The 26,022-nt window shown below is 31.9% G+C and carries 28 protein-coding genes and 1 other RNA gene; 20 read left to right on the forward strand and 9 right to left on the reverse strand.

The genetic code is table 11. The annotated features are described in order from the left end of the window. Window position 1: 1 nt before the first annotated feature. A complete protein-coding gene (locus ACQ65T_RS10190) occupies window positions 2–841 on the reverse strand; it encodes a 1,4-dihydroxy-2-naphthoyl-CoA synthase (protein WP_430400974.1) in 840 nt (279 codons plus the stop codon). A gap of 93 nt (window positions 842–934) precedes the next feature. On the opposite strand from ACQ65T_RS10190, the gene ACQ65T_RS10195 reads away from it, so the two are divergent. Genes ACQ65T_RS10195 through ACQ65T_RS10225 form a run of 7 tightly spaced genes read left to right on the forward strand, consistent with a single transcriptional unit; the run spans window position 935 to window position 5,917 of the window. After that, a complete protein-coding gene (locus tag ACQ65T_RS10195) occupies window positions 935–2,053 on the forward strand; it encodes a C1 family peptidase (protein WP_430400975.1) in 1,119 nt (372 codons plus the stop codon). 1 nt (window position 2,054) lies between these two features. Then, window positions 2,055–2,411, forward strand: coding sequence for a hypothetical protein (locus tag ACQ65T_RS10200; protein WP_430400976.1), 357 nt, complete (start codon window positions 2,055–2,057; stop codon window positions 2,409–2,411). A 3-nt stretch (window positions 2,412–2,414) separates the two neighbouring features. Beyond that, complete coding sequence (locus tag ACQ65T_RS10205) at window positions 2,415–2,858, forward strand: PH domain-containing protein (protein ID WP_430400977.1); 444 nt, start codon at window positions 2,415–2,417, stop codon at window positions 2,856–2,858. Continuing rightward, entirely contained in the window at window positions 2,858–4,018 is a 1,161-nt protein-coding gene (locus ACQ65T_RS10210) for a serine hydrolase domain-containing protein (RefSeq protein WP_430400978.1), read from the forward strand. Before ACQ65T_RS10205 ends, ACQ65T_RS10210 begins: the two co-directional genes overlap by 1 nt. Window positions 4,019–4,071: 53 nt before the next feature. Then, on the forward strand, window positions 4,072–4,584 hold the full coding sequence (locus ACQ65T_RS10215; protein ID WP_430400979.1) for a hypothetical protein: 513 nt from the start codon (window positions 4,072–4,074) through the stop codon (window positions 4,582–4,584). 3 nt (window positions 4,585–4,587) lie between these two features. Continuing rightward, the gene (locus ACQ65T_RS10220) at window positions 4,588–4,956 is read left to right on the forward strand and encodes a hypothetical protein (RefSeq protein ID WP_430400980.1); all 369 of its coding nucleotides are present in this window, start codon (window positions 4,588–4,590) and stop codon (window positions 4,954–4,956) included. 46 nt (window positions 4,957–5,002) lie between these two features. Further along, a complete protein-coding gene (locus ACQ65T_RS10225) occupies window positions 5,003–5,917 on the forward strand; it encodes a hypothetical protein (RefSeq protein WP_430400981.1) in 915 nt (304 codons plus the stop codon). A 5-nt stretch (window positions 5,918–5,922) separates the two neighbouring features. Here the strand turns inward: ACQ65T_RS10225 and ACQ65T_RS10230 are convergent, their stop codons facing one another. The 3 genes from ACQ65T_RS10230 to ACQ65T_RS10240 are packed head-to-tail and all read right to left on the reverse strand — an operon-like array spanning window position 5,923 to window position 8,310. Further along, the gene (locus ACQ65T_RS10230; RefSeq protein ID WP_430400982.1) at window positions 5,923–6,210 is read right to left on the reverse strand and encodes a hypothetical protein; all 288 of its coding nucleotides are present in this window, start codon (window positions 6,208–6,210) and stop codon (window positions 5,923–5,925) included. Next, window positions 6,211–7,047, reverse strand: a complete 837-nt coding sequence (locus tag ACQ65T_RS10235; RefSeq protein WP_430400983.1) for a CvfB family protein — start codon at window positions 7,045–7,047, stop codon at window positions 6,211–6,213. It lies immediately after the preceding gene. A gap of 45 nt (window positions 7,048–7,092) precedes the next feature. Continuing rightward, a complete protein-coding gene (locus ACQ65T_RS10240; protein WP_430400984.1) occupies window positions 7,093–8,310 on the reverse strand; it encodes a porin in 1,218 nt (405 codons plus the stop codon). A gap of 88 nt (window positions 8,311–8,398) precedes the next feature. Here ACQ65T_RS10240 and prmA point away from each other — a divergent pair, with 88 nt between their 5' ends. Together prmA and ACQ65T_RS10250 are read left to right on the forward strand one after the other, a co-directional pair. Further along, window positions 8,399–9,232, forward strand: coding sequence for a 50S ribosomal protein L11 methyltransferase (prmA, locus tag ACQ65T_RS10245; RefSeq protein ID WP_430400985.1), 834 nt, complete (start codon window positions 8,399–8,401; stop codon window positions 9,230–9,232). Window positions 9,233–9,289: 57 nt separating this feature from the next. Further along, entirely contained in the window at window positions 9,290–9,565 is a 276-nt protein-coding gene (locus ACQ65T_RS10250) for an ATP-dependent Clp protease adaptor ClpS (protein ID WP_430400986.1), read from the forward strand. Between the two features lie 47 nt (window positions 9,566–9,612). On the opposite strand, the gene ACQ65T_RS10255 is transcribed toward ACQ65T_RS10250, so the two are convergent. From ACQ65T_RS10255 to ACQ65T_RS10265, 3 genes are all read right to left on the reverse strand, one after another. Next, window positions 9,613–9,882 (reverse strand): heavy-metal-associated domain-containing protein, encoded by a 270-nt coding sequence (locus ACQ65T_RS10255; protein WP_430400987.1) that lies wholly within the window; start codon window positions 9,880–9,882, stop codon window positions 9,613–9,615. Between the two features lie 73 nt (window positions 9,883–9,955). After that, window positions 9,956–10,369 carry a DUF6691 family protein gene (locus ACQ65T_RS10260; protein ID WP_430400988.1) on the reverse strand — a complete coding sequence of 138 codons (414 nt, stop codon included), beginning with the start codon at window positions 10,367–10,369 and terminating at the stop codon, window positions 9,956–9,958. Between the two features lie 17 nt (window positions 10,370–10,386). Then, window positions 10,387–10,944, reverse strand: a complete 558-nt coding sequence (locus ACQ65T_RS10265) for a YeeE/YedE family protein (RefSeq protein WP_430400989.1) — start codon at window positions 10,942–10,944, stop codon at window positions 10,387–10,389. A 95-nt stretch (window positions 10,945–11,039) separates the two neighbouring features. Between ACQ65T_RS10265 and ACQ65T_RS10270 the strand changes: the two genes are divergently transcribed. From ACQ65T_RS10270 to ACQ65T_RS10315, 10 genes are all read left to right on the forward strand, one after another. Then, window positions 11,040–11,516, forward strand: coding sequence for a DUF4199 domain-containing protein (locus tag ACQ65T_RS10270; RefSeq protein ID WP_430400990.1), 477 nt, complete (start codon window positions 11,040–11,042; stop codon window positions 11,514–11,516). Between the two features lie 7 nt (window positions 11,517–11,523). Continuing rightward, window positions 11,524–11,970 carry a 2-dehydro-3-deoxyphosphooctonate aldolase gene (locus tag ACQ65T_RS10275; RefSeq protein ID WP_430400991.1) on the forward strand — a complete coding sequence of 149 codons (447 nt, stop codon included), beginning with the start codon at window positions 11,524–11,526 and terminating at the stop codon, window positions 11,968–11,970. Between the two features lie 101 nt (window positions 11,971–12,071). Beyond that, on the forward strand, window positions 12,072–12,890 hold the full coding sequence (gene kdsA / locus ACQ65T_RS10280) for a 3-deoxy-8-phosphooctulonate synthase (RefSeq protein WP_430400992.1): 819 nt from the start codon (window positions 12,072–12,074) through the stop codon (window positions 12,888–12,890). A 15-nt stretch (window positions 12,891–12,905) separates the two neighbouring features. Then, a complete protein-coding gene (locus tag ACQ65T_RS10285; protein WP_430400993.1) occupies window positions 12,906–13,751 on the forward strand; it encodes a hypothetical protein in 846 nt (281 codons plus the stop codon). Window positions 13,752–13,880: 129 nt separating this feature from the next. Next, window positions 13,881–14,489 (forward strand): hypothetical protein, encoded by a 609-nt coding sequence (locus ACQ65T_RS10290; RefSeq protein WP_430400994.1) that lies wholly within the window; start codon window positions 13,881–13,883, stop codon window positions 14,487–14,489. A gap of 23 nt (window positions 14,490–14,512) precedes the next feature. Further along, on the forward strand, window positions 14,513–14,809 hold the full coding sequence (locus ACQ65T_RS10295) for a winged helix-turn-helix domain-containing protein (RefSeq protein ID WP_430400995.1): 297 nt from the start codon (window positions 14,513–14,515) through the stop codon (window positions 14,807–14,809). Window positions 14,810–14,862: 53 nt separating this feature from the next. After that, window positions 14,863–15,318 (forward strand): hypothetical protein, encoded by a 456-nt coding sequence (locus ACQ65T_RS10300; RefSeq protein ID WP_430400996.1) that lies wholly within the window; start codon window positions 14,863–14,865, stop codon window positions 15,316–15,318. A gap of 2 nt (window positions 15,319–15,320) precedes the next feature. Continuing rightward, the gene (locus ACQ65T_RS10305) at window positions 15,321–15,623 is read left to right on the forward strand and encodes a hypothetical protein (protein ID WP_430400997.1); all 303 of its coding nucleotides are present in this window, start codon (window positions 15,321–15,323) and stop codon (window positions 15,621–15,623) included. A 20-nt stretch (window positions 15,624–15,643) separates the two neighbouring features. Continuing rightward, window positions 15,644–16,999 carry a cell envelope integrity protein CreD gene (gene creD, locus ACQ65T_RS10310; protein ID WP_430400998.1) on the forward strand — a complete coding sequence of 452 codons (1,356 nt, stop codon included), beginning with the start codon at window positions 15,644–15,646 and terminating at the stop codon, window positions 16,997–16,999. A 207-nt stretch (window positions 17,000–17,206) separates the two neighbouring features. Next, a complete protein-coding gene (locus ACQ65T_RS10315) occupies window positions 17,207–17,575 on the forward strand; it encodes a hypothetical protein (protein WP_430400999.1) in 369 nt (122 codons plus the stop codon). Between the two features lie 173 nt (window positions 17,576–17,748). On the opposite strand, the gene ACQ65T_RS10320 is transcribed toward ACQ65T_RS10315, so the two are convergent. Beyond that, a complete protein-coding gene (locus ACQ65T_RS10320; RefSeq protein ID WP_430401000.1) occupies window positions 17,749–18,954 on the reverse strand; it encodes an NAD(P)-dependent oxidoreductase in 1,206 nt (401 codons plus the stop codon). Window positions 18,955–19,103: 149 nt separating this feature from the next. Between ACQ65T_RS10320 and ssrA the strand changes: the two genes are divergently transcribed. Continuing rightward, window positions 19,104–19,499, forward strand: a transfer-messenger RNA (tmRNA) gene (gene ssrA / locus ACQ65T_RS10325). Between the two features lie 57 nt (window positions 19,500–19,556). Here the strand turns inward: ssrA and ACQ65T_RS10330 are convergent. Then, complete coding sequence (locus ACQ65T_RS10330) at window positions 19,557–26,021, reverse strand: T9SS type B sorting domain-containing protein (RefSeq protein WP_430401001.1); 6,465 nt, start codon at window positions 26,019–26,021, stop codon at window positions 19,557–19,559. Window position 26,022: the final 1 nt, after the last annotated feature.

Raw genomic sequence — 26,022 nt, forward strand, 5'->3', positions numbered from 1 at the left:
ATTATGGTAAATATTTCTTTTCGAAGTTAGGCTTACGTTTTTCTAAGAAAGCATCTCTACCTTCTTTAGCCTCATCAGTCATGTAAGCTAATCGAGTAGCTTCACCAGCAAAAACTTGCTGCCCAACCATTCCATCGTCTGTTAAATTCATTGCGAATTTTAGCATTTTTATAGAAGTTGGCGATTTTGCTAATATTTCTTGCGCCCATTCGTAAGCGGTTTCTTCTAATTCTGCGTGCGGAATAACTGCATTTACCATTCCCATTTCGAAAGCTTCTTGTGCCGAATAGTTTCTTCCTAAAAAGAAAATTTCACGCGCTTTCTTTTGTCCCACCATTTTAGCCAAATAAGCCGAACCATAACCGCCATCAAAACTCGTTACATCTGCATCTGTTTGTTTAAAAATTGCATGTTCTTTACTCGCCAAAGTTAAATCACAAACTACATGAAGTGAATGTCCGCCTCCAACAGCCCAACCTGGAACGACACAAATAACTGCTTTTGGCATAAAGCGAATCATACGTTGTACTTCTAATATATTTAATCTGTGATAACCGTCTTGACCAACATAACCTTGATGTCCACGTGCTCTTTGATCTCCACCACTGCAAAAAGAATAAATTCCATCTTTAGAACTTGGTCCTTCTGCTGAAAGTAAAACTACTCCAATCGAAGTGTCTTCTTGTGCATCATAAAATGCTTCAATTAACTCTTTAGTTGTATGTGGACGAAATGCATTACGCACATCAGGACGATTGAATGCAATACGCGCCACACCATCACACTTTTTATAGGTAATATCTTCAAATTCTTTTACGGTTTTCCAATTGATTTTGCTCATTTCAAATTATAATTATAAGTCTATAAAAAATTTAATTTCCGTAAAAATAAAGCATTTTTTACATTATATTGCATGTTCAAATCAAATAGATACATGAAAAAAATATATTTAGGAATACTTTTTGCTTCAGGATTACTTTCTTTAAACGCACAAAATTATGAATTTCAATCGGTTATAGAATTAGATAATACACCTGTTATTTCACAAGGCAAAACAGGAACGTGTTGGAGTTTTTCAACTTCTTCATTTTTAGAATCTGAAATTACACGTTTGACAGGTAAAAAAGTAGATTTATCTGAAATGTACCAAGTTAGAAATACCTATCCTAAAAAAGCTGAAAATTATGTCATGCGCCAGGGAAAAGCGCAATTTAGTGAAGGTGGTTTATCGCATGATGTTTTAAACAGTGCTGCTGAATATGGTTTAGTTCCGGTTTCAGTTTACACAGGCTTATCAGAAGAAGAAAAAACACATAACCATGCTGAAATGGTTGCTGTTTTAGAAGCCATGGTGAAAACCTATGTTGAAAACCCTGGAAAAAAACTTTCCCCAAAGTGGAAAATGGCTATTGAATCTATATTAAATACTTACTTAGGTCAAAACCCAACAGAATTTACATTTGAGGGTAAAAAGTATTCGCCAAAGAGTTTTATGGAAGCAATGAAAATTAATCCCGAAAACTATGTGACGATTACATCATTTAAGCATCAACCTAATTACAGTTCTTTTATCTTAAATATTCCAGACAATTTTTCAAATGGTAGTATGTATAATCTTCCGTTAGATGAATTTATTGATAATATTGATAACGCTTTAGCTAATGGCTATTCTTTAGCATTAGATTGTGATGTTTCTGAAGCAACTTTTTCTGCGAAATACGGAATCGCATTTGTACCACAAACAGAAGAAGATGAGAAAACAGGATTAGCTGAAATTATTACTGAAATGAATGTTACTCCAGCTTATCGTCAAGCGGAATTTGAAAATTTCACAACTCAAGACGACCATTTAATGCACATTGTAGGAATAGTAAAAGACCAAAAAGGAAATGTATATTACAAAATAAAAAACTCTTGGGGAACAGATGAAAAACGTGTTGCCAATGGTGGTTATTTGTATATGAGTGTTCCTTATATGCGTTTAAAAGCGATTTCTGTTTTGGTACACAAAGAAGCTTTAGTCAAGAAAACAAAAAAAGCTTTAAAGTTGTAATATGAAGCATCTTAAAACAGTACTACTTTCAATAATTGCAAGTGTTGCCATTGTATATTTAATTACAATCACTTTTGGAACATTTACAATTAGTTATCATCCCACAACTAAGGATATTGAACAAAACAATTATTCTTTCACTACAAAATTTAGTTCAGTTTTAGGAATAAAGATCGAAGTTGAGGAATTTCACACTAATGAAAGAGATGTATTAAATGCATTAAAAAATAGTTTGAATTTCTCTACTAAATTTAGCTATTATAATCAAGCTGTTAAATTATCAATTAGGTATATTCTTATTCTAACTCCTTTATTGTTCTTATTTTTATACAATAGAGAAAAAAACATGACTTGTTAAAGTATGACGCATTATAAATCTGCTTTTAGTACTTTTAATAAATGGACAATGGCAATAGTTTACATTATTGTTATTGGAACTACCATTCCTGTATTTTTTGACGATAATTTAACTTCTATTTATGTAGTAACAGGAATAAATTTAGTTGTAGTACTTTTTTTAACTTGGCTTATATTGCAAACAAATTATGCAATAGACTCTAAGTTATTATATTGGAAATCTGGTCCTTTTAAAGGTACTATTAATATTCACTCAATTAAAAAAATTGAGTTTCATAAAGGCATTGTAGTTCCTGTAATTTGGAAACCAGCTTTGAGTCACGTTGGATTAATCATCACTTACAACAACTACGATGACATTTATATTTCACCCCAAAACAGAGAAGAATTTGTACAAAAACTAACTCAGATTAACCCGAACATCAACCTTATTAACCAACCCGCTTAATGTTTATTCGATTAATTACCTGCCTAACCCTACTCTTTTTTATTTCATGTAATGAGAAATCAACAAAGAAAAATATAGCCAAAAAAGACACTTTAAAAAAAGAATTGTATGAAGTAAAATTCAATACAGTTAGCGAAACATACATAAATGACAAAAAGAATTTTCTGGAACATTTTTTTAATACTAAAATAAACGATAAAGAATTTAGTGGTGGTTTCTTAGTGGCTAAAAACGGACAAATCATTTACGAAAACTACTTAGGTTGTTCTAATTATAAAACGAAAGAACCAATAAACGAAAACACTCCTTTGCATTTGGCTTCGGTTAGTAAAGTATTAACTGCACAAGCAGTATTAATGTTGGTTAAAGAAGGTAAATTAGCACTTGACCAAACCTTTAAAAGTTTATTTCCAGAGTTTCCACATGAAAAAACAACGATTAGAATGTTATTGAACCACAGAAGCGGTTTGGCTCATTATGGTTATTTTGCAGATCATAAAGAAAATTGGGACAGAAGCAAAACGCTTACTAACAAAGACATTTTAAACATTTTAGCTACAAAAGATATTCCGCTAGAATACCAAATTGATAGAAAATTTAGTTATTGTAATACCAACTATGCATTATTGGCTTTGGCTATTGAAAAAGTAACGAATAAATCGTTTCCTGAAGCGATGAAAAAATTGGTTTTTGAACCTTTAAAAATGAACAATACATTTGTTTTAGACATTAAAGAAAAAGACAATGTGAGTCAATCTTATAAAGGAAATAAAGTGCCTATTGCTTGGGATTTTTTAGATGCTATTTATGGCGATAAAAACATTTATTCAACACCCCACGATTTATTAAAGTTTGATTTGGCAACTTATTCACCAATTTATCTAACACCTGAATTAAAAGCAGAAATGCTCAAAGGTTATAGTTATGAACACAGAGGCATACGTAATTACGGATTGGGTATTCGCATGAATGAATTTGATAACGGAAACACCATACATTACCATAACGGTTGGTGGCACGGAAGCACCACTTCGTTTACTACTTTAAAAAAAGATACAGTAACCATTATTGCGCTTTCAAATAAGTACACCCGTAAAGTATATAAATCGGTCACACTTTCAAGTATTTTTGGAGATTATCCGTATGATTTGGAAGATTAATTTTTTATATATTAATCTAAAATTTTAAAAGTATTTATAAAAAATTGCATAAAATGAAATACATACTACACTTTCTCCTAATAATAACTTTCATCTCTTGTAAACAAGAAAAAAATACTAGGAAAAATGAAACTGGGAATAAATCTCACCATACCACATATAATACTAAATCAATGAATTGGGATTTGCATTTTCCAGATACAATCATTTTAAATCAAAAATATAATGGTCGAATTGTTTATGAAGGAATTTTAGACACTATAACAACTTCATTTGAGGATGAATATTCACGATATATAAAAGTTATATTTATTACATCGGATAAAATTAATGTAAATTTTGAAACTTTGGAAAAAGTAAAAAAAGATACATTTGGCGCCATAAATCATAAAGAAATTCCTTTTTATGATATTTCCTTTAAAAAACTTGGAATAAATTATTTACATGGGTATATTATAGACCATGCATTTTTAGAGGCAAAAGGAACAAACCCAAAAGATAGTCTAGTAAGGATGATTGAAAACGAAGTGATTTTTAGTTACAAAGTATTTGTAAAAACACAATAAAAAATGAAAAAAATCTTTTTACTTATAGCCATAATCGGTTTCATTTCCTGTAAAAAAGATAAAGAAACAGTTGAAAGCTTCCAAAAAGAAACCATCATAGAACTCAACAAAGTCAATTGGAATAAAAAAGAAGCTGATGATTATTTGTATAGAGAATTACTCATAGATTCTGTAATTGAAAATAAAGAATTGAGAAGTTTAGGACAAAATGAACTATTAAATGTTCTTGGCGAACCCAATAGAATGGAAAATAATCATTTGTATTATACCATTTCTCAAAAAAAACTTGGTTTTTGGACACTAAATCAAAAAACACTTGTTATTAAATATTCTGAAAGTGATACGATTACTTGGATTAAGATTCATGAGTGATTTAATATCAAAAGGTTATCTTTATTTTTTTAAAGAGATTTGGAGTATGAAAAGAATTTTTAAAATAATATTGTTCCCGTTAATTATAATTTCATGTTCATCAAACTATGATACAGCTATTGAATACCCTTCTTTTGGGAATGAAATTGATGTAACCATTAACGGTTTATCATTTGATGCTATGGAACCATTTATTTCACCTAGTGGAAGTTATTTGTTTTTCAATAATGTAAACGACGGCATTAACACAAAACTTTATTACGCTACAAAAATTAATGATTCTACATTTAATTATGTTGGCGAATTAACTGGCGCAAATCAAACAACAACTCCGTTTTTAGATGCAGTTGCTGATATGGATGTAAATGGAAATTTTTATTGGACTTCAACAAGAAATTATCCGGCAGAATTAAACAATCTATTTCATGGAACTTTTAATGCTGGAACGATTACAAATATTGGAAGAGTTCAAGGAGATTTCAATATGAATTCACCAGGCTGGTTGGTAATGGATCATGGAATTAGCTTAGACGGAGAATTTCTTTATTTCAATAACGCACGATTTGATGAAACAAGTTGCCTTGGTCCTTGTGAAACTACTTTAGGAATTGCAGAAAAAGTAAATTCTACTACTTTTAATACAATTACAAATTCATCGGATATTTTACAAAATATAAACGATTCAAATTATATATACTACGCTCCTTGCATAAGCAGTGATAATTTAGAACTTTATTACACAAGATATCTAAAAAATGTTACTGCCAGTACTGTGTTTGATGTTTGTGTTGCTGTAAGAAGAAATGATACTTCGATATTTTCTGAACCAAAAGTTCTTTTCTCAAAAAGCATCGCAACTTTAGTTGAAGCTCCTTCTCTTACTATTGACAAGAAAATAATGTATTATCATGAAAAAACTTCTAGTTCTCATAAAATAATGATGAGAAAACGAAGTCTTTAAGGATTTTACTCCGGAAAAAATTCAAATCCGAAATGGCGAATGATAAAAAACATATTGATAATGTTGAAAACTAAAGCCACTACAATACGTTTACTTATATAATCTCTTTCTAAGATTATTTCTGCAAAGTTAAAAATGGGTAATAAAATAGTTAAAACCCAAACAGGAATCCAAATGATAGAAAACTGCATCCCAAAAGCTTCTATTTCATCAAAAGAAACAAAAATAGCCGTTAGCAACAATAGAAATGAAATGATGCTAAGGGCTAAAAGAATGTTTTTCTTGTCAGTCATTTATAGTAAATAAATTCCGTCTTCTTTAATATCTATTAATTGTTGCTTGTATAAATTTCCAACCGCTTTCTTAAATACTTTTTTACTCATTTTAAGTACCGTTTTTATGTCTTCTGGATGACTTTTGTCATTCAATCCAAGGAAACCTCTATTCGCTTTTAATTCGTCTAATAATTGTTGAGAAGAAGGTTCAATAGCATCAAAACCTAATTTACGTAACGAAACATCTACCTTTCCATCAGGACGAATTTGTTTGATATAACCGTTCATTCGCATTCCGGGTTTAATATCTTCGTACACTTCGTTTTTATAAGCTAAACCTTTATGGCGTTCGTTTATAATTACATTTATACCTGCTTCAGTAATATGAGAAACAATTAAACCTACTTCTTCACCTTCTTCAAAAGTCAAATCATCGTTACTTAAAAACTGTTGCGTTTTACTAGAAGCTACCATTCTATTGGTTTTTTCATCCATAAAACAATAAATTAAGTAACGTTTACCAATTTCCATTGGACGTGCTTGTTCTTTAAACGGAACGAATAAATCTTTTTCTAATCCCCAATCTAAAAAAGCACCAAACTCATTTTTATAATTTACTTTTAAATGAGAAAACTCATTCAGCTTTACATATGGTTTTAGTGTTGTTGCAACTGGCCTTTCTTCATGATCAAGATATACGAAAACCGTTATATCATCATCAATATTAAATTCTCTTGGGACATATTTATTGGGTAATAAAACATCGTGTTCTTCATTTACTCCATCACCTAAAAAAAGTCCGACTTTAGTATCTCTAAGAATTTTAAGGGTATTGTATTGACCTATTTGTAACATAATTGCGATTAATTGACTGCAAAGGTAATCAAATGTATCTAAAAACTATATTCCTATTTCAACTTGTACTCTAAAATACCAATTGTTCAAAGAGGTATTATTTGAATAATCTAATTCGCTATAACTAACTTCTCCTTGTAACTTAAATGAATGTTCCCAAAGATATCTTGTCATTCCAAGACTATATTGTTTTGTATTAGGTGTAAAAGCTTTAATTTCATCTTTAACATTTTGAGTCGAAAATCGTCCTATAATTTCATAATTACTCGGAAACACATAACTTAATTGATAATCCATACCTTTACCTGCATAAACATAATTAAACCGGCTTACATCAGTAGGATCATAAGTAATTAGATTTGTTGCATTTCTGTTCATAAAAGCAGTCATGAAACTCCATCCATTATATTTTAAAAGAGCATCAAAAAAGAGCGATCTAATAGTTGAAGAACTATAAAGTTCGTCGCCTATTTGACCTTGTGTTCTTATAGCATTATTATTCTGATGGTAAGCTCCTGAGAGTAACAGTTTAGGTTTTTCTTCCCTTAAAATATCTCCTTCAAAATAATAACCGTTATTCTTAAATGTGCCAAACGGAAACAATTCAATTTTACCTGTTAGAGCGACTGCATCATCAGATGTTTTGGTCCAGTTTCTTCCTTCACCTGTGGAAATAGCTGTTTTAATATTATAGGAGAATTTATTTGGGTTTTCATTAATATAATATCCTTGAATGCCAAAATCTCTATCAATATTAAATCTAGAATTATTTATACTTCTATCGGTAAGTTGTAAAGCCCCAGAAGAATTTACTCTTTGTCTATTTCCAGGCAACTTTGTTTGTCCAAAAATGACACTCCATTTAGCATTGGGTCTGTAAATTATAGCAGCATCACGTATAACATTTAAATTATCACCTTCTTCTATTACCCCTACATCGCCTGGGGCAAAAGATAATTGAATTACATATAAATATTTTGGATTTCCAACATAACCATCAAATCGTAAACGTAATCTTCTAATTTGAGCTTCATAACGATTTTCTTTTTCTTCTTCACTGAAATATGTAACCCTATTTTGCATTCTAAAACGAATATTCAATTGAAAAATACTATCAGGAGATGTAATTCCTAATCCTTTACCAAAACTATAATAAGGTAATGCAGCCAGTTTTAAATCGTTATTTTTAATTGAATCCTTAGCTACTTGAGAGAAACAAAATAAAGATAAAATTAAGCAGATTAAAGTTATGAAGTATTTCATGAAATGTGCGTTATAAAAGTAATTTAGTATGCAAAAATAAATTATTTAAAAGGAATTGCTTTATTTATCTTTGCAAAAAAAATAAACCATGTCAAATATTTATATAGGATATCATTTTACTGTTGAACCAAAAGAATTAGGTTCTGAAATACTACTTGCTGAACTTGGTGAAAAGGCTTTTGAAAGCTTTATTGAAACGGAAACAGGTTTGTCTGCTTATGTTCAAAAGGACTTATGGACGGAAGATATTTTAGAAGATATTTTTGTTTTGGGAAGCGATGAATTCAAAATCTCATATACATTTGAAGAAATTGACCAAGTGAATTGGAATGAAGAATGGGAAAAGAATTTTGAAGCAATTGATGTAGATGGAAAATGCCATGTAAGAGCTCCTTTTCATGCTAAAACAGAAGCTGAATTTGATATTGTTATTGAACCAAAAATGAGTTTTGGAACGGGTCACCATGAAACTACTCATATGATGATTCAGCATTTATTAGAAACAGATGTTGCAGGTAAAAAAACATTAGATATGGGTTGCGGAACTGCAATTTTAGCAATTTTAGCTGAAATGAAAGGCGCTCAACCTATCGATGCTATTGATATTGACAATTGGTGTTATTTAAATTCTATTGAAAATGCAGAGCGTAATAATTGTAAACATATTTCGGTTTATGAAGGTGATGCTGCTTTACTATCCGGAAAAACATACGATATAATTATTGCAAACATAAATAGAAACATCTTGTTAAACGATATGAAAAAATATGTTGATTGTTTAAACACAGGTGGAACCTTATTTTTAAGCGGATTTTACACTGAAGACATTCCGGTTATTGATGCATCTTGCACTAAGAACGGATTGACTTACGTTAAAAAATTTGAAAGAAATAATTGGGTGGCTTTGAAGTATACTAAATAGAATTTTATAAATTTGTAATCTTAAACATTTGAACTTTAAACTTTTAAGATAAAAAGAATGAGTACAATAGAAAAAATACAAGAAGACGTTTTAGTTAATGAAGCCGTAGGATTAAACAACGAAATCATTTTATATAATGATGATGTTAATACTTTTGACCATGTTATTGATACTTTAGTAAGAGTTTGTAATCACGAACCTTTACAAGCAGAACAATGTGCCGTTTTAGTACATTATAAAGGACAATGTGCAGTAAAAACAGGAAGTTATGACGAACTTAAACCATATTGTTCTAGTTTGCTAGACGCTGGTTTAAGTGCAGAAATTCAATAAAAATAAAAAATCCCGATAATCGGGATTTTTTATTTTACTCTAATCTATTAAGTTGTAATTTTTCCTATAGCACAACTTACATAAGATTTTGCTTTAGATCCTATGCTATTTGCCTCACCATCTTCTGGATACCCAATTCTTTTAAGGGTTCCTTTCACTTCATCTAAATCTTTTTCAGATTCCATTTCAAATGAAACAAGACTATTTTCTACATCTACTTCCACATTGGAAATAGAATTTAACTGGGTTAAATTTTTCATGATGGTATTTGCACAACCACCGCATTTTAAATTCTGTATATAGATTTGTGTTTTCATAATTATTTATATTTCTATAAAGTTACGAAACAGAAAAGCAAATGTCAATTAGAAAAGAGACTTTAACGAAACTTTAATGCGGTAAAATATCTTTTAACATACCGTAAATGTAGGTTCCTAATAATGCTCCGATTAAAACTACTCCAATTGCATAAATTCCTGTTCCTAATAGAATAAATATTGGTCCAGGGCAACACCCAACTAATCCCCAACCTAAACCAAAGAAAATTCCACCAATCATGTAGCGAGCAAATCCTCTGTCTTTATCGACAATCATAATAGGATTGCCTTTAAAGTCATTCATTTTTTTTCTTTTTATAATTTGGATTCCAATTACACCTGTTGCAATGGCAACCATTATGATTCCATACATATGAAATGATTGAAACATAAACATTTCATATATTCTATACCAAGATACTGCTTCTGCTTTAGTTAAAACTATACCAAATATAAATCCAACAATTAAAAATCTAAATAATTTCATCTTTTCTTTTTCTAAAATTAAAATAACAATGGTAAAATTAAATGAGCCATAATCAAGCCGCCAATAAAGAAACCGATGACTGCAATTAATGAAGGAAGTTGTAAATTACTCATCCCAGAAATCGCGTGTCCTGAAGTACATCCTCCAGCATATCTTGAACCAAAACCAATTAATAAACCTCCTAATAAAAGGATTGAAAATCCTTTAAAAGTCATCATTGTTTCAATGCTAAATAAAGCATCTGGAACTAGCTTTCCATTTGGCGCGTCAATATTCATTGCAGCTAACTTTTCAATTGTTGTAGGGTTTATTGCTACTTCTGTACCATTTTGTAAAAAATGATAAGCAACAAAGCCACCCAAGATAGCTCCAACTACAATTGCTAAACTCCATTTCTGTTCTTTCCAATCTAAATCAAAAAAAGAACAGTGTTTATTAGCGCCAGCCATACTACACATTGTTCTTAAATTAGAAGACATTCCAAAAGACTTCCCAAAATAAATTAACAATAACATAATTAAACCAATCAATAAACCAGAAATAGCCCAATGCCATGTCCCATATATAATTTCCATAAATCAATTATTTTAAAGCAAAAATAAAAATTCAATTCCGAAATTATATTAATTTTATTAGTTTATATTAAATTTGATGCATAAACATTATAATTATGAATAAAATTGCCATAGAAATAAAATGGGGAGTAATTTTTACAATAGCTGGATTAGCATGGATGTATTTGGAAAAATATTTAGGTTGGCATGATGAATTAATAGGCAAGCATCCTATTTATTCAATGTTGTTTTCAATAATTGCAATTGTAATTTTTGTTTTAGCGTTGCGCGATAAAAAAGCAAATTATTTTCAAAATGAAATGGATTGGAAACAAGGATTTTTATCAGGATCCATTGTGGCATTGGTAGTAACATTATTAAGTCCGGTAAGTCAATATATTACTTGCGAAATTATATCACCAAATTATTTTCAAAATGCAATAAACTATGCTGTAGAAAACAATAGAATGAAATTAGAAGATGCTCAAGCTTTTTTTAATTTAAAAAGCTACATGTTTCAAGCTGCATTTGGAGGATTATCTATGGGAATTGTTACTTCTGCAATTGTTGCCTTTTTTATGAAATCAAAATAAAATTACAATGAAAAAATCTTTTATATTACTTGTTTTAATCGCTTTTACTTCTTGTATAAGTACAAAATCTACGATTCAAAATATAGACAATACTGCTGTAAAACCAATAGTAAAAAACGATATGTTTTTATTTACCGAATACGCTACAGATGGAAAATATGGATTTGATGCTGATTACCCTATTAATATTGGGTTAATTTTAGACCGACAAGAACAACAATATTTAGGCTATTTTTTTAACGGTTTACAAGGTAAGAATGGAGAAAAAGTTACCTTTAAAAAAGTAGATACTTGTTGTCCTTTTCCAACAAAAAACAATACTATGGGAGCTGGAACACTTTCTATTTATGAATATGCATTTGAAGGAACAAATAAAAAAGGATTACTGTATTTTAATACTTTAGAAAAAGGTAAAATACTTTGCCCAAAAGGGTTTGAAATAAAAAACAAATAAGGCTTTAAACGTTAAATTTTAATAAGTAACATAAGTAACCTTTTAAACAACTGTTTAAAAGGTTTTTCTTTTTATCTTTGCAACTTCAAAATCAACACATCATGAATTTAAAAAACATACCTCAAATTAAACATACAGAATCAGGAAACTTTTTTCTTTTAGCTGGCCCATGTGCTATCGAAGGAGAAGAAATGGCAATGCGAATTGCTGAAAGATTGGTACAAGTGACTGATAAGTTAGAGATTCCTTTTGTATTTAAAGGTTCGTTTAAAAAAGCAAATCGTTCTAGAATTGATAGTTTTACAGGTATTGGTGACGAAAAAGCTTTAAAAATTCTTGAAAAAGTATCAAAACAATTTGGAGTACCAACTGTGACTGATATTCATACAAATGAAGATGCAATAATGGCCGCTGAGTATGTTGATATTTTACAAATTCCAGCATTTTTAGTACGCCAAACTGATTTAGTGGTTGCTGCTGCAAATACAGGTAAAACTGTAAACTTGAAGAAAGGCCAATTTATGAGTCCGGAAAGCATGAAACATGCCGTACAAAAAGTATTAGATTGTAACAATCAAAATGTTATGGTTACCGATAGAGGAACAATGTTTGGCTACCAAGATATGATTGTTGATTTTAGAGGGATTCCTACCATGCAACAATATGCAACAACCGTTTTAGATGTAACACACTCATTACAACAACCTAATCAAACAATTGGTGTCACAGGCGGAAGACCTGACATGATTGAAACTGTTGCTAAAGCAGGAATTGCAGTTGGTGTTGATGGTCTATTCATTGAAACACATTTTGATCCTGCAAATGCTAAAAGTGATGGTGCGAATATGTTACACCTTGATTATTTTGAAGGATTGATGACAAAACTAGTTGCCATTCGTAAAACAATAAATCAATTTTAATATTTCTATACTAAAATGAGACATCCATTTTTAATGGCTGTACTAACTTTTTGTGTTTTTTCACAGTACACCTTTTCACAAGAAATTGCAGAAAATCCTGAAAAATACACCGCACATAATAAAGGTAAATTTTATATTTTTTGGGGCGGAAATAGAGAAAGTTTCTCAAAATCAGACATTCGATTTAAAGGTGCTGATTATGATTTTACATTATATGATGTAAAAGCTCATGATAAACCAAAAGGATACCATATTGATTATTTCAATCCAGCTAGAATGACAATTCCACAGACTAATTTTAGAATTGGTTATTTTATAAATGATCATTATAATATTTCCATTGGTTTCGATCATATGAAATATGTAGTGTATAATGACCAAAGAGTAAACTATTCTGGCTATTACCCAAATGCAGGAACATATAACGAAGACCCAAATAATGGTTCATTGACTCTTGATAAAGATTTTCTTTTATTTGAACATACTGATGGTTTAAACTATGTAAATACGGAAATTAGTAGAGTTGATGATATTTCAAATTGGTTTGGTTTACCAAATACAGATAAATTTCAATTGAATTTAACAGAAGGTTTAGGAGCCGGAATATTATACCCTAAAACAAATTCAACCTTATTAGGAAAAGAAAGAAATGATGAATTTCATATTGCAGGTTATGGAGTGTCTGCAAAAGCAGGATTAAACTTTACATTCTTTAAATATTTCTTTATTCAAACAGAATTAAAAGGTGGATATATTGAAATGAATGACATAAGAACAACAAAAAGTAGTGCCGATAGTGCCGAACAAAATTTTTGGTTTTTTCAACGTATTATTACCGTTGGAGGAATTTTTAGATTATAATCTATCATAAATTATTAGTATTTTAAAAGTGTTAGATTTCCTCTAACACTTTTTTATTTGTAAAATATCAGAAAAATATTTGGTAGAACTATTTATTTAACTTTACTTTGTAATTCAAAGTACTTTTATATGGAAGCAAGTAAATATTTAAAAGACATACAGGATATCAAAGAAATGATGAGTAAATCTACTCAGTTTATCTCATTAAGTGGTCTATCTGGAGTTTTAGCAGGGATATATGCTCTACTAGGAGCTGTTTATGTAAACTTTCTTATAAATACACATCAATACACCTACATTACATTAGAAAGTAAAACTTTCAAACTAATTTTACTCACAGCTTTTATTGTATTAATACTATCTGTTGGAACAGCTTATTTGTTAACTGTTAAAAAAGCAAACAAATTAGGAGAACGTATTTGGAATCCTGCCTCAAAACGTGTGCTTATCAACTTTGCTATTCCTTTAATAACCGGTGGAATATTTTCAATATTATTAATTCGTCAAGGACATTATGGATTAATAGCTCCAATAACATTACTGTTTTATGGCTTAGCTTGTTTAAATGCAAGTAAATATACACTAAGAGATGTACGCTATTTAGGAATAACACAAATTATTCTTGGCTTAATATCTGTTGAATTTTCTGGATACGGGCTTTGGTTTTGGGTTTTAGGTTTTGGTATTGCACATATATTATACGGAAGCATTATGTATTATAAATACGATAGGAAGTAAAATTTACTTAAACAAACTAGTTAGTGAAAAACATCATTCAAAATATAAACAAAGCATTTGATCATCGTATCCGTTTGGGTATTATGTCGGTTTTGATGGTGAATGAAAGTGCCGATTTCTCTACCTTAAAAGAACTTCTTGGTGTTACCGATGGTAATTTAGCCAGTCATGCAAAAGCATTAGAAAGCGAAGCTTATATTATTGTAGAAAAACAATTTATTGGGCGAAAACCCAACACAAGTTATATTGCAACAAAAGAAGGAAAAAAAGCCTTTCAAGATCATATTGATGCCCTTGAAAAATTAATATCGAATACTTAGAACTATTTTTTTATCCATTTACTTTGAATTTCAAAGTACTTTTAACAATTAAAATGAAAGATTTACTCGTAGAAAAAATGTATGAAGCCACGAAGAAACCCTATCAAAAATGGCTCAAAAAAAATGAACCTTGGAACATCTCAATCAAGGAGTTATTACAATATTCCGAAAACTCTGTTGGGTTTCATTTAGGTTGCTTTTTATGCAAACATGATTTTGAAATTCAAGATAAATTAGAAGACCATGATGTATTTCATGTATTAACCAATACTGGAGTTTCAGTAGTTGATGAAATTGGAATGCAATTTTACTTATTAGGAAACGGAAAACGAAGTTTGTATTTACTTTTTGGTATTTCTGTTGGAATTCTCTTCTACCCTAATCAAATAAAATTCTTCATCAAACAATTTAAACGTGGTAAAAAAGCACATCCATTTTATAAATTAAATTTTATAAATCTATTACACCAAGATAAAACTCAATTGCAAAAAACATTTAATATTCAATAATTATGGAAAAAGACAGACAAATAGAACTTATCGAACAAAACATTATTCCAATTATATCATTTGCAGTAGGCGCTTCTTTACTATTACTCTTTGCAAGTACAAAATACGAACCGCTATTATATATTGGACTTATATATGTCTCTGGAGCTTTATTAGTTAATACAGTTTATCTATTTTACTTAATTCTTCAACTTATAAAAAATTGGGATAACTACTACGAAATATTTATTCGTATTGGCATAACCTTAAGTAACATTCCAATCTCAATTTTATTTACGTACATCGTAATCAATCATTTATTATAAAATCTCTAAAAACAAAAACAATGGAAAATCAAAACGAAAAACCAATGACAACAAAGTCCAACTTCTTTCAATCTAACACCGCCAAAATGATTATGGTTGGAGCGTTAACACTCTTTTTACTAATTCCTTTAGCTCTAGTACAAGATTTAATTAGCGAACGTTCACAACGAAAAAATGAAGTAGTTGCAGAAGTAACCAATTCTTGGGGAGAAGACATTAATTTTTATGGACCCATTTTAAAAGTTCCATATAAAATTGAAACCGAAACAACTTATATAGACAGCAAAACCAAACAAACAAGTATTCAAAAAACGATTACTATTAATCATGCTTACTTTTTTCCAGAAGTTTTACAAAACAAAACAAAAGTCGAAAAAGTAAGCGATATCAAAAGAAGCTTATACAATCCAATAGTATTTAAAGCAGATATGGCTTTTAACGGAAGTTTTGAAAACTTAAACTTTGACAAATTAGGCATAAAAAAAGAAAACATCGTTTGGGATAAAGTTTCTGTAATCATCAAAACAACCAATTTAAAAAGCATTAAAAGCGATTTAAAAATAAATGTAAACGGCACTAATTACAGCATGGAATCGAAAACAGATGAAGGTGATAATGTATTTGGAACACTTGAAACCAGTTCTTTTAACATAACTGATTCTTCAAAAATCGATTTTAACTTCAACATGAAATACAACGGAAGTAATAGCGTAAAATTCATTCCTATCGGAAAAACAACTTTAACTTCTTTAGATGCTAATTGGAATTCACCTAGCTTCATTGGAAATTTTGCGCCAAACGATACTACAAAAGCCATTTCAAAAGACGCTTTTCATGCCGATTGGAAAATACTTCACATTAATCGTGCTTTTGCTCAGCAACATACTGGAATAATTCCGCATTTAAAATCATATGCTTACGGAGTAAAATTAATTGAAACAGTCGATCAATACCAACAAAACGAACGTGCTTCAAAATACGGTTTTTTAGTAATTGGTCTAACTTTTTTGATCTTTTTCTTAATTCAAACCATCAGTAAAATTGGTATTCATATCTTTCAATATACGATGATAGGTTTGGCATTAATTATGTTTTACACCTTATTAATTTCCATTACCGAACATTCTAGTTTTACAATTGCCTATATAATTGCAGCTATTTCCGTGATTATAATGCTAATCCTCTACTCTATTTCGGTATTAAAAAACAAGAAATTCCCTTTATTCATAGGCGCAGCACTAACCGTTTTATACAGTTTTATCTTTGTAATCATACAATTAGAAAACTACGCATTACTAGTTGGAAGTATTGGATTGTTCTTAATATTAGGAAGTGTAATGTACTTTTCTAGAAAAATAGATTGGGGGAATAATTAGAAGCGAATGTCTTAGGCATATTGGTAAAAGTAATTCCTGCTTTCGCCTTTAGTTTTCCGCTACGCTACAAAGCTATCGGCTCTATCAGGGCTATAAAAAACCTGTCCGAATTATTTGGACAGGTTTTTGGTTTTTAAAACATAATAATAGTAGATTTGTTTTGATTTAATTAAACTCATAAATAATACAAATATTAAGCAATTTATTATGGCTAATATAAAAAAACACAAGGAAAAAATATACCCAATTCTAGTTTTTGGAATTATTTTTATTGTTATGTATTTTATAAATAGTCATGAAAATTCAAAACTTAAAATTTCAATTTATGGAAAAATAACAGATTATAAAGTAGCTGCGAATATTGAGACATATTATGTTTATAAGTTTCATTATAAAAATAAACTTTATAAAAAATCAAAATATATTGCCAATGTAGATAGTAATAAAATTGGTAGGTGTTTTGTAGTTTATATTGATCCGAATGACCCTGAAAATTCTGATTTAGATTTAAATAGAGAAGTAAATTGTAAAAATTACAATAATACAACTCGCAACTCATCTCTATTAAGTAAATAAACTATTATTATATTCCCTTGACAAAGGAAGAAAAACATAAAACAAACTTCTTCAATTAATTAGTTTCTCAGGCTCGAGAACTTGTTCGAACTGGCAAGCAATGACAAAACTCGTTTTAAAAAAAAATCCTGATTACGTATTTGTAATCAGGATTTTATCTTTCTTCTGAATTCTTATTCTTTACCGTCTACAAAATCTTGTAAATAGGCAAAACGAGGAGTTAATTTTCCGTTTTCTGTGATTTTTGCTCTTGCTAAAACGCCATCAGCATCGTTATTAAAAAATGCTGGTATTACGCGCTCTAAAAACACTTCACCAAAACCATCACTAGCATCTTTTGGCAATTCACAAGGTAAATTATCAACCGCCATAACCACAATTGCCGATGGATGTGTATAAGAAACTTCTTTATGTTCACTTGGTAAATAACCATAAATTGGATCAGCAATAGTACTTGGCTTTATAGTACAAGCAACTGGTCCGTCAATATCACAAGAAACATCAGCTACTACTTTCAATTTACATTTTGGAGAGCGCAACATTTCTTTTGATAAAATAATTGGAGCATTATTTCCATAAAAATGACCTGCAATAAACATATCAGAAACATTAGAAAATCGTTCAAAATCAGAAACATATTCTGTCGGGTTCTTATAAAAATCTTCTTTAGTAGAAGGTTGTCCATCTACTCGTTTATTGTAATCTAAAACATCAATAAAAGTATACACCGGCTCAGCATAGGTCTTAGTTAAATAATCATCAATAGAAACTTCTTTAATTTTTGCTCCATCCAACATTTCTTTGGCTCCAAATGCAACTTTACCTCGTCCTGTTAAAACGATTTTAACATTAGGTAATGGATTTCTTTTTAATCGTTCAATTAATGTTTTTTGATCGGGTAATGTTTCAGCTTTAGCTAAATTGAATAACTCATATTTTAAACCAAAAGCTCTAATTCCATTATACGCACCAACAATACCTGCATAACGACCAAAACCAATTAATCTTCTGTTATTATCATCAACAATGGTTTCATGGTCGTATAATTCAATATTCTTTTCTAAAACTGTTTTTAATAAATCCCTATTATAAGGTTGCTTTTTAATAGTATGTGAAAAGAAAAAGTATTTTTTATTAGGAATAAGCGCATCTTTAGGAACTTCTTTAACTCCAATTAAAACATCACAATCACTTAAATCATGATTCACTTCTATACCTTTTTCAAAATACTGTTCATCAGGAAAAATTCGAATATCTGAAGACTCAACTTTAAGAATTGCTTGGGGAAAATTAGATTTGAATTCTGCTAATCGTTCTGGAGAAAAAACTACTCTTCTATCTGGAGGATTTTTGCGTTCTTTGATTATTCCGAATTTCATTATATTTTTATTTAACTGATGATAGATTGATTTGTTACAAATATAACATTCCTAAAAATGATAAACAAAATTTTTTCTTCCATAAAATAATAGTAATTTTGGCGTAATTATTGATTATACATTTTCAATAAAAACATTAAATTTCTATTGGGGTCGACTGGTTTTGACAGCGAGTGGAATTAAATTGTAAGCACGTCGAGAACTGGGACAATTCTCGTTAATAAAAGGTCTTAAACTTTTACACGGCGAAAATAATTACGCTTTGGCTGCATAATCTGAATTATAGTAAGATGTGCCAAGTTCCTACCAGGTAGGAAAGCTGGATTCTCCTTAAAAGCCTTGGTTTGTGGCGTTTAGCTCAGGAGAACCGTAAAAATAAACCTAGAGGCGGTGATGTTTTAAATCCGCTTTGAATTGGTAAAACTAAGCAAAAAGTGGCTGTTTTTGGCCTTGCTTTTTGTCGAAAATCTAATCAAAAACTAAACGTGTAGAAAGCTCTTCGATTGCTTGTTTGGACGAGAGTTCGATTCTCTCCGACTCCACTTTTCATTAAAAAAGCAGCGTCTATCGGCGCTGCTTTTTTATTTATAGTGTTTTTTGTTTTATCTAATTAATGAGAAGTGAGCTCTAAATACTTTTTGTTGCCCTGCTTCTTCAAACTCAACTGTAAACCAGTAATCTGTTGATGGTAATTGTTGATTATTAAACGTTCCATCCCATCCTTGACCAGTCGTACTAATTTGCTTAATTAATTTACCATATCTATCAAAGATGTATAGTTTAGCTCCCGGCTGATTTTGTAATCCAATAATATTCCAGTAGTCGTTATAACCATCTCCATTTGGAGTAAAGTATTTTGGATAATCAATAACCATTACCTCTTCTGTTAAGTAAGTACAACCCTGTGTATCTACAACTGTAATTACATGCATTCCAGGACTTACTCCTGTAAAGATATTTGAGCTTTGTAATGCCTCATCGTCTATTTGATACATTATTGTTCCATTTCCATCTGGTACATTTACAACTATTGTAGCATTATCTGTAAATGCGTTTGTAACTGTATATGTAAAACTTGTTGCTGGATTCGTCGCATTCACTGTTCCAAACACTTCTAATGAACTACATCCTGTTGCGATATTTGTAGCAATCACTGAATATGATCCAGCTGCTGTTGCCTCATAACTTGTTGATGTAGCTCCAGGAATAATAACTCCCTCATAATACCAAACAAACGTATGAGTTGAATTACTCAATCCTGTATGGAAATAATACGTTTGGAAAACATTTCCTGTTGATAATTCAACACAAATAACTCCATCTTCTAATACTGGTAATGGTAATGGATTTACATACACTCTAATTACAATAGGCGTTCCTGAACATCCATTTAAAGTTGGTGTTATGGTATAATCTACATAACCTTGAGAGTTTGAAATAGTCTCTAATTGTTGTGCTATTGGTGCTCCTGCTGTAATTGTTCCTCCTGTTGCGCCTATAACTCCAACTGCACTGACTGTATAATCAAATACTGTAGCTGGATCCATTGCCGAAACATTAATATTAGTAAACTCTCCACTACAAATTGGTAAATGAGTCGGTGTTCCTAATATCTCTGGTGTTGGATTAACTGTAACTATAACATCAACTGGTGTTCCAGAGCATCCATTTAAAACTGGAGTAATTGTATATGTAGCTGTACCAGGAATTGTTAAAACAGACGTATTTAAAACATCAATAATACTTGTTCCTGTTCCTGATGTTGCACCTGTAACTCCTGACTGAACAACTGTCCAATTGAATACTGTACCAGGTATTGAACCACTAAAAGAAATATTAGTTGACGTACCTGAACATATTGTTTCTGATGTTGGTGTAACAACAACATCAGGAACTGGATTAACGTATACACGGACCTCTTGTGGTGGTGCAGAACATCCATTAGCAGTCGCAATTACAGTATAAACTACTTCTCCTACTACATCTGAAGTCGTAGTTAATATTTGATTGATTGATGTTCCTGTGCCATTTGTTGAACCACTTACATTTGTCCCTACTGCATTCCAAGAAAAAATTGTTCCTGGAACATTACTTGTTAAAAGAATATCTGTTGACGAACCTGAACAAATACTTGGAGTATTATTCGTAATTGTAAGTGTTGGTGCAGGTGTAGACTGTACCTTTATAAATGGTAATGAAGCAACTGATGAACAGCTTCCATTATCAGCAATTACTGTATAACTGGTTCCAACTGTCATGCCCGAAATCAATCCGCCTGATCCAACTGTAGGACCAGCTGGTGTAAAGGTATAAGTTAAACCTGCATTATAATTTGAAATCGTTGAAGTTCCATCAGACGAACACGTTGGTGATACGGAAGTAATCGTTGGTTGAACTGGTGTTGACAACATACCTGAATTACTGAATCCGGCTGAAGCAACTGAATCACAATTACCATTATTTGAAACAACTGTATAATTGGTGCCAACTGTCATTCCCGAAATCAATCCACCTGCTCCTACTGTAGGACCAGCTGGTGTAAAAATATAAGTTAAACCTGCATTGTAATTTGAAATCGTTGAACTTCCATCAGCTGAACACGTTGGAGCAACCGACGTAGTTGTTGGCTGAACCGGCGATACTAACATCGCAGCATTACTAAAACTAGCAGATGCAACTGATGAACAACTGCCATTATCTGCAATAACTGTATAACTAGTCCCAACTGTCATACCACTTACTAACCCTCCAGCTCCTACTGTAGGACCAGCTGGCGTAAATAGATACGTTAATGAACCGTTATAATTGGATATAGTTGAAGTTCCATCTGATGAACACGTTGGTGATACGTAAGTAATCGTTGGTTGAACTGGTGTTGACAACATACCTGAATTACTGAATCCGGCTGAAGCAACTGAATCACAATTACCATTGTTTGAAACAACTGTATAACTGGTTCCAACTGTCATTCCACTTATCAATCCACCTGCTCCTACTGTAGGACCAGCTGGTGTAAAAATATAAGTTAAACCTGCATTGTAATTTGAAATCGTTGAACTTCCATCAGCTGAACACGTTGGAGCAACCGACGTAGTTGTTGGCTGAACCGGCGATACTAACATCGCAGCATTACTAAAACTAGCAGATGCAACTGATGAACAACTGCCATTATCTGCAATAACTGTATAACTAGTCCCAACTGTCATACCACTTACTAACCCTCCAGCTCCTACTGTAGGACCAGCTGGCGTAAATAGATACGTTAATGAACCGTTATAATTGGATATAGTTGAAGTTCCATCTGATGAACACGTTGGTGATACGTAAGTAATCGTTGGTTGAACTGGTGTTGACAACATACCTGAATTACTGAATCCGGCTGAAGCAACTGAATCACAATTACCATTGTTTGAAACAACTGTATAACTGGTTCCAACTGTCATTCCACTTATCAATCCACCTGCTCCTACTGTAGGACCAGCTGGTGTAAAAATATAAGTTAAACCTGCATTGTAATTTGAAATCGTTGAACTTCCATCAGCTGAACACGTTGGTGAAACTGATGAAATAGTAGGCTGAACTGGTGATGCTAACATCGCAGCATTACTAAAACTAGCAGATGCAACTGATGAACAGCTTCCATTATCAGCAATTACTGTATAACTGGTTCCAACTGTCATTCCCGAAATTAATCCGCCTGCTCCAACTGTAGGGCCAGCTGGCGTAAATAGATACGTTAATGAACCGTTATAATTGGATATAGTTGAAGTTCCATCTGATGAACACGTTGGTGATACGGAAGTAATCGTTGGTTGAACTGGTGTTGACAACATACCTGAATTACTGAATCCGGCTGAAGCAACTGAATCACAATTACCATTGTTTGAAACAACTGTATAACTGGTTCCAACTGTCATTCCACTTATCAATCCACCTGCTCCTACTGTAGGACCAGCTGGTGTAAAAATATAAGTTAAACCTGCATTGTAATTTGAAATCGTTGAACTTCCATCAGCTGAACACGTTGGTGAAACTGATGAAATAGTAGGCTGAACTGGTGATGCTAACATCGCAGCATTACTAAAACTAGCAGATGCAACTGATGAACAGCTTCCATTATCAGCAATTACTGTATAACTGGTTCCAACTGTCATTCCCGAAATTAATCCGCCTGCTCCAACTGTAGGGCCAGCTGGCGTAAATAGATACGTTAATGAACTGTTATAATTGGATATAGTTGAAGTTCCATCTGATGAACACGTTGGTGATACGTAAGTAATCGTTGGTTGAACTGGTGTTGACAACATACCTGAATTACTGAATCCGGCTGAAGCAACTGAATCACAATTACCATTGTTTGAAACAACTGTATAACTGGTTCCAACTGTCATTCCACTTATCAATCCACCTGCTCCTACTGTAGGACCAGCTGGTGTAAAAATATAAGTTAAACCTGCATTGTAATTTGAAATCGTTGAACTTCCATCAGCTGAACACGTTGGAGCAACCGACGTAGTTGTTGGCTGAACCGGCGATACTAACATCGCAGCATTACTAAAACTAGCAGATGCAACTGATGAACAACTGCCATTATCTGCAATAACTGTATAACTAGTCCCAACTGTCATACCACTTACTAACCCTCCAGCTCCTACTGTAGGACCAGCTGGCGTAAATAGATACGTTAATGAACCGTTATAATTGGATATAGTTGAAGTTCCATCTGATGAACACGTTGGTGATACGTAAGTAATCGTTGGTTGAACTGGTGTTGACAACATACCTGAATTACTGAATCCGGCTGAAGCAACTGAATCACAATTACCATTGTTTGAAACAACTGTATAACTGGTTCCAACTGTCATTCCACTTATCAATCCACCTGCTCCTACTGTAGGACCAGCTGGTGTAAAAATATAAGTTAAACCTGCATTGTAATTTGAAATCGTTGAACTTCCATCAGCTGAACACGTTGGTGAAACTGATGAAATAGTAGGCTGAACTGGTGATGCTAACATCGCAGCATTACTAAAACTAGCAGATGCAACTGATGAACAGCTTCCATTATCAGCAATTACTGTATAACTGGTTCCAACTGTCATTCCCGAAATTAATCCGCCTGCTCCAACTGTAGGGCCAGCTGGCGTAAATAGATACGTTAATGAACCGTTATAATTGGATATAGTTGAAGTTCCATCTGATGAACACGTTGGTGATACGGAAGTAATCGTTGGTTGAACTGGTGTTGACAACATACCTGAATTACTGAATCCGGCTGAAGCAACTGAATCACAATTACCATTGTTTGAAACAACTGTATAACTGGTTCCAACTGTCATTCCACTTATCAATCCACCTGCTCCTACTGTAGGACCAGCTGGTGTAAAGGTATAAGTTAATGAACCATTGTAATTTGAAATCGTTGAACTTCCATCAGCTGAACACGTTGGAGCAACCGACGTAGTTGTTGGCTGAACTGGTGATGCTAACATAGCCATATCAGTAAATGGCGCTGAAGGAAGCGAATTACAACCACTATTATTAGCAACAACTGTATAAGATGTGCCAATAATTGCTCCTAAAATCTCTCCTGAAGAACCAACGGTTGGGCCTAAAGGAGAAAATGTATAAGTGTAAGTTGCATTATAATTATTAATTATGTTTGAACCATTTGAAGTACAAGATGAAAATACTGTATTCAAAGTTGGAGGAGGAGGTATACTATTAATTGTAATTGTTCCTGTCAATTGTATATTTGTTGAACAACCAACTGTTTCGACCATATAATTGAAAACTCCTGATTGAGTTGGAATACCACTAATCGTAAATTGACCAGCTGAAAAGGTCGCAGTTAAGCCTGTTGGCAAACCTGTAACCGTTACACCAGTAGCATCACCACCAGAATTATAAATAATATCTGTTATTGCTTGATTGATACAAATTGCTTGATTAGAAGTACTCGTAGGTGAATTCAATACTAATGAACAAGTTGATGGTACACAATCTACGTTAAAGTCTATAAACTCAGAACCTTCACACGTTCCTTGAATAATTTTAACATATACAGTTGTAGTAGATGTTGGTGTAAAATTTGCTGGATCTGGAATTAAACTACCGTCTGCTAAATCATAAAATTCATAGGTATAATTCGCAGGATTGGAAGGAGACATAAGAGCTGACAAATAACTTAATAAGTCAAAAGTGGGGTTACAATCTCCTGGCGCCCCATTAAAGGGACCAATTGTATTGGAAGCAATTCCTGAAGAAATATCAACAATAATTTCGTCATATTCAGTTGGAGTACAGGCTACCCTGTCTACTTCAACCCTCCATACACCATTTTGAGTAACAGTTAAAGTATTTGAAGTCGTTGTCGTTTGAAGAACGCCATTTAAATACCAACTATAATTAAGGGTAACTGCAGAAACAGGTGGAGAATAAAAATTTGCAGTTAGATTAACCGAAGTAACAGAAGAATTGCATATAAATCTATCTGGACCTAAAGAGACACCACATATTTCACAATTTGTAGAACCATTGGATCCTCCAGTATTATTTGTTTGATCAAAAGTAATTGAACCAGATTGATTGGAGAAATTTGTTATTAAAACAACATAAAAATTACCTGCAATAGCATTTGGAATTGAAAAGTTTTCAACGGGAGCTGCAGAATAACTACACGCTACAATATTTCCAGCTCCTGCATTTTGTCCGTCAGGGTAATCTTGCAAGGAAGTTGTACATAAAGAAGGGTTCAAACGCGGGTCTGTTGTAAAGGGTCCCCAACATATAAAATCAACATCAATACCATTTCCTGCTGCATTAGTTTGTGATATTTGAAAATTAAGCAGACCAGGAGTACTAACTTGAAAAGTATACCAAGCACCATTAGGCGCAGTACCAAGACAACCAATATTTCCAAGATTAGGCGTATTTGTAACGTTATTAAACGGTAATGAAGCATCTCCACAAAAAGAAGCAATTGTAGCACAACTACCTCCTGGACCACCTTGAGAAAAAGCGATTATAGAAAAAACCAAACTGATAAATAAGTATATTTTTCTCATA

Origin of the sequence: Flavobacterium sp. (assembly GCF_965284515.1) — a bacterium.
Lineage (GTDB): Bacteria > Bacteroidota > Bacteroidia > Flavobacteriales > Flavobacteriaceae > Flavobacterium.

What these genes read in the sequence shown, in the direction of transcription:
- ACQ65T_RS10240 (WP_430400984.1), bottom strand. Translation starts at nt 8,310, where the DNA reads ATGAAATACTTCATAACTTTAATCTGCTTAATTTTATCTTTATTTTGT.
- ACQ65T_RS10270 (WP_430400990.1), top strand. Translation starts at nt 11,040, where the DNA reads ATGAATAAAATTGCCATAGAAATAAAATGGGGAGTAATTTTTACAATA.
- ACQ65T_RS10195 (WP_430400975.1), top strand. Translation starts at nt 935, where the DNA reads ATGAAAAAAATATATTTAGGAATACTTTTTGCTTCAGGATTACTTTCT.
- ACQ65T_RS10250 (WP_430400986.1), top strand. Translation starts at nt 9,290, where the DNA reads ATGAGTACAATAGAAAAAATACAAGAAGACGTTTTAGTTAATGAAGCC.
- ACQ65T_RS10275 (WP_430400991.1), top strand. Translation starts at nt 11,524, where the DNA reads ATGAAAAAATCTTTTATATTACTTGTTTTAATCGCTTTTACTTCTTGT.
- kdsA (WP_430400992.1), top strand. Translation starts at nt 12,072, where the DNA reads ATGAATTTAAAAAACATACCTCAAATTAAACATACAGAATCAGGAAAC.
- ACQ65T_RS10260 (WP_430400988.1), bottom strand. Translation starts at nt 10,369, where the DNA reads ATGAAATTATTTAGATTTTTAATTGTTGGATTTATATTTGGTATAGTT.
- ACQ65T_RS10215 (WP_430400979.1), top strand. Translation starts at nt 4,072, where the DNA reads ATGAAATACATACTACACTTTCTCCTAATAATAACTTTCATCTCTTGT.
- ACQ65T_RS10330 (WP_430401001.1), bottom strand. Translation starts at nt 26,021, where the DNA reads ATGAGAAAAATATACTTATTTATCAGTTTGGTTTTTTCTATAATCGCT.
- ACQ65T_RS10315 (WP_430400999.1), top strand. Translation starts at nt 17,207, where the DNA reads ATGGCTAATATAAAAAAACACAAGGAAAAAATATACCCAATTCTAGTT.
- ACQ65T_RS10285 (WP_430400993.1), top strand. Translation starts at nt 12,906, where the DNA reads ATGAGACATCCATTTTTAATGGCTGTACTAACTTTTTGTGTTTTTTCA.
- ACQ65T_RS10210 (WP_430400978.1), top strand. Translation starts at nt 2,858, where the DNA reads ATGTTTATTCGATTAATTACCTGCCTAACCCTACTCTTTTTTATTTCA.
- ACQ65T_RS10235 (WP_430400983.1), bottom strand. Translation starts at nt 7,047, where the DNA reads ATGTTACAAATAGGTCAATACAATACCCTTAAAATTCTTAGAGATACT.
- ACQ65T_RS10320 (WP_430401000.1), bottom strand. Translation starts at nt 18,954, where the DNA reads ATGAAATTCGGAATAATCAAAGAACGCAAAAATCCTCCAGATAGAAGA.
- creD (WP_430400998.1), top strand. Translation starts at nt 15,644, where the DNA reads ATGGAAAATCAAAACGAAAAACCAATGACAACAAAGTCCAACTTCTTT.
- ACQ65T_RS10220 (WP_430400980.1), top strand. Translation starts at nt 4,588, where the DNA reads ATGAAAAAAATCTTTTTACTTATAGCCATAATCGGTTTCATTTCCTGT.
- ACQ65T_RS10230 (WP_430400982.1), bottom strand. Translation starts at nt 6,210, where the DNA reads ATGACTGACAAGAAAAACATTCTTTTAGCCCTTAGCATCATTTCATTT.
- ACQ65T_RS10225 (WP_430400981.1), top strand. Translation starts at nt 5,003, where the DNA reads ATGAAAAGAATTTTTAAAATAATATTGTTCCCGTTAATTATAATTTCA.
- prmA (WP_430400985.1), top strand. Translation starts at nt 8,399, where the DNA reads ATGTCAAATATTTATATAGGATATCATTTTACTGTTGAACCAAAAGAA.
- ACQ65T_RS10300 (WP_430400996.1), top strand. Translation starts at nt 14,863, where the DNA reads ATGAAAGATTTACTCGTAGAAAAAATGTATGAAGCCACGAAGAAACCC.
- ACQ65T_RS10265 (WP_430400989.1), bottom strand. Translation starts at nt 10,944, where the DNA reads ATGGAAATTATATATGGGACATGGCATTGGGCTATTTCTGGTTTATTG.
- ACQ65T_RS10305 (WP_430400997.1), top strand. Translation starts at nt 15,321, where the DNA reads ATGGAAAAAGACAGACAAATAGAACTTATCGAACAAAACATTATTCCA.
- ACQ65T_RS10190 (WP_430400974.1), bottom strand. Translation starts at nt 841, where the DNA reads ATGAGCAAAATCAATTGGAAAACCGTAAAAGAATTTGAAGATATTACC.
- ACQ65T_RS10200 (WP_430400976.1), top strand. Translation starts at nt 2,055, where the DNA reads ATGAAGCATCTTAAAACAGTACTACTTTCAATAATTGCAAGTGTTGCC.
- ACQ65T_RS10290 (WP_430400994.1), top strand. Translation starts at nt 13,881, where the DNA reads ATGGAAGCAAGTAAATATTTAAAAGACATACAGGATATCAAAGAAATG.
- ACQ65T_RS10205 (WP_430400977.1), top strand. Translation starts at nt 2,415, where the DNA reads ATGACGCATTATAAATCTGCTTTTAGTACTTTTAATAAATGGACAATG.
- ACQ65T_RS10255 (WP_430400987.1), bottom strand. Translation starts at nt 9,882, where the DNA reads ATGAAAACACAAATCTATATACAGAATTTAAAATGCGGTGGTTGTGCA.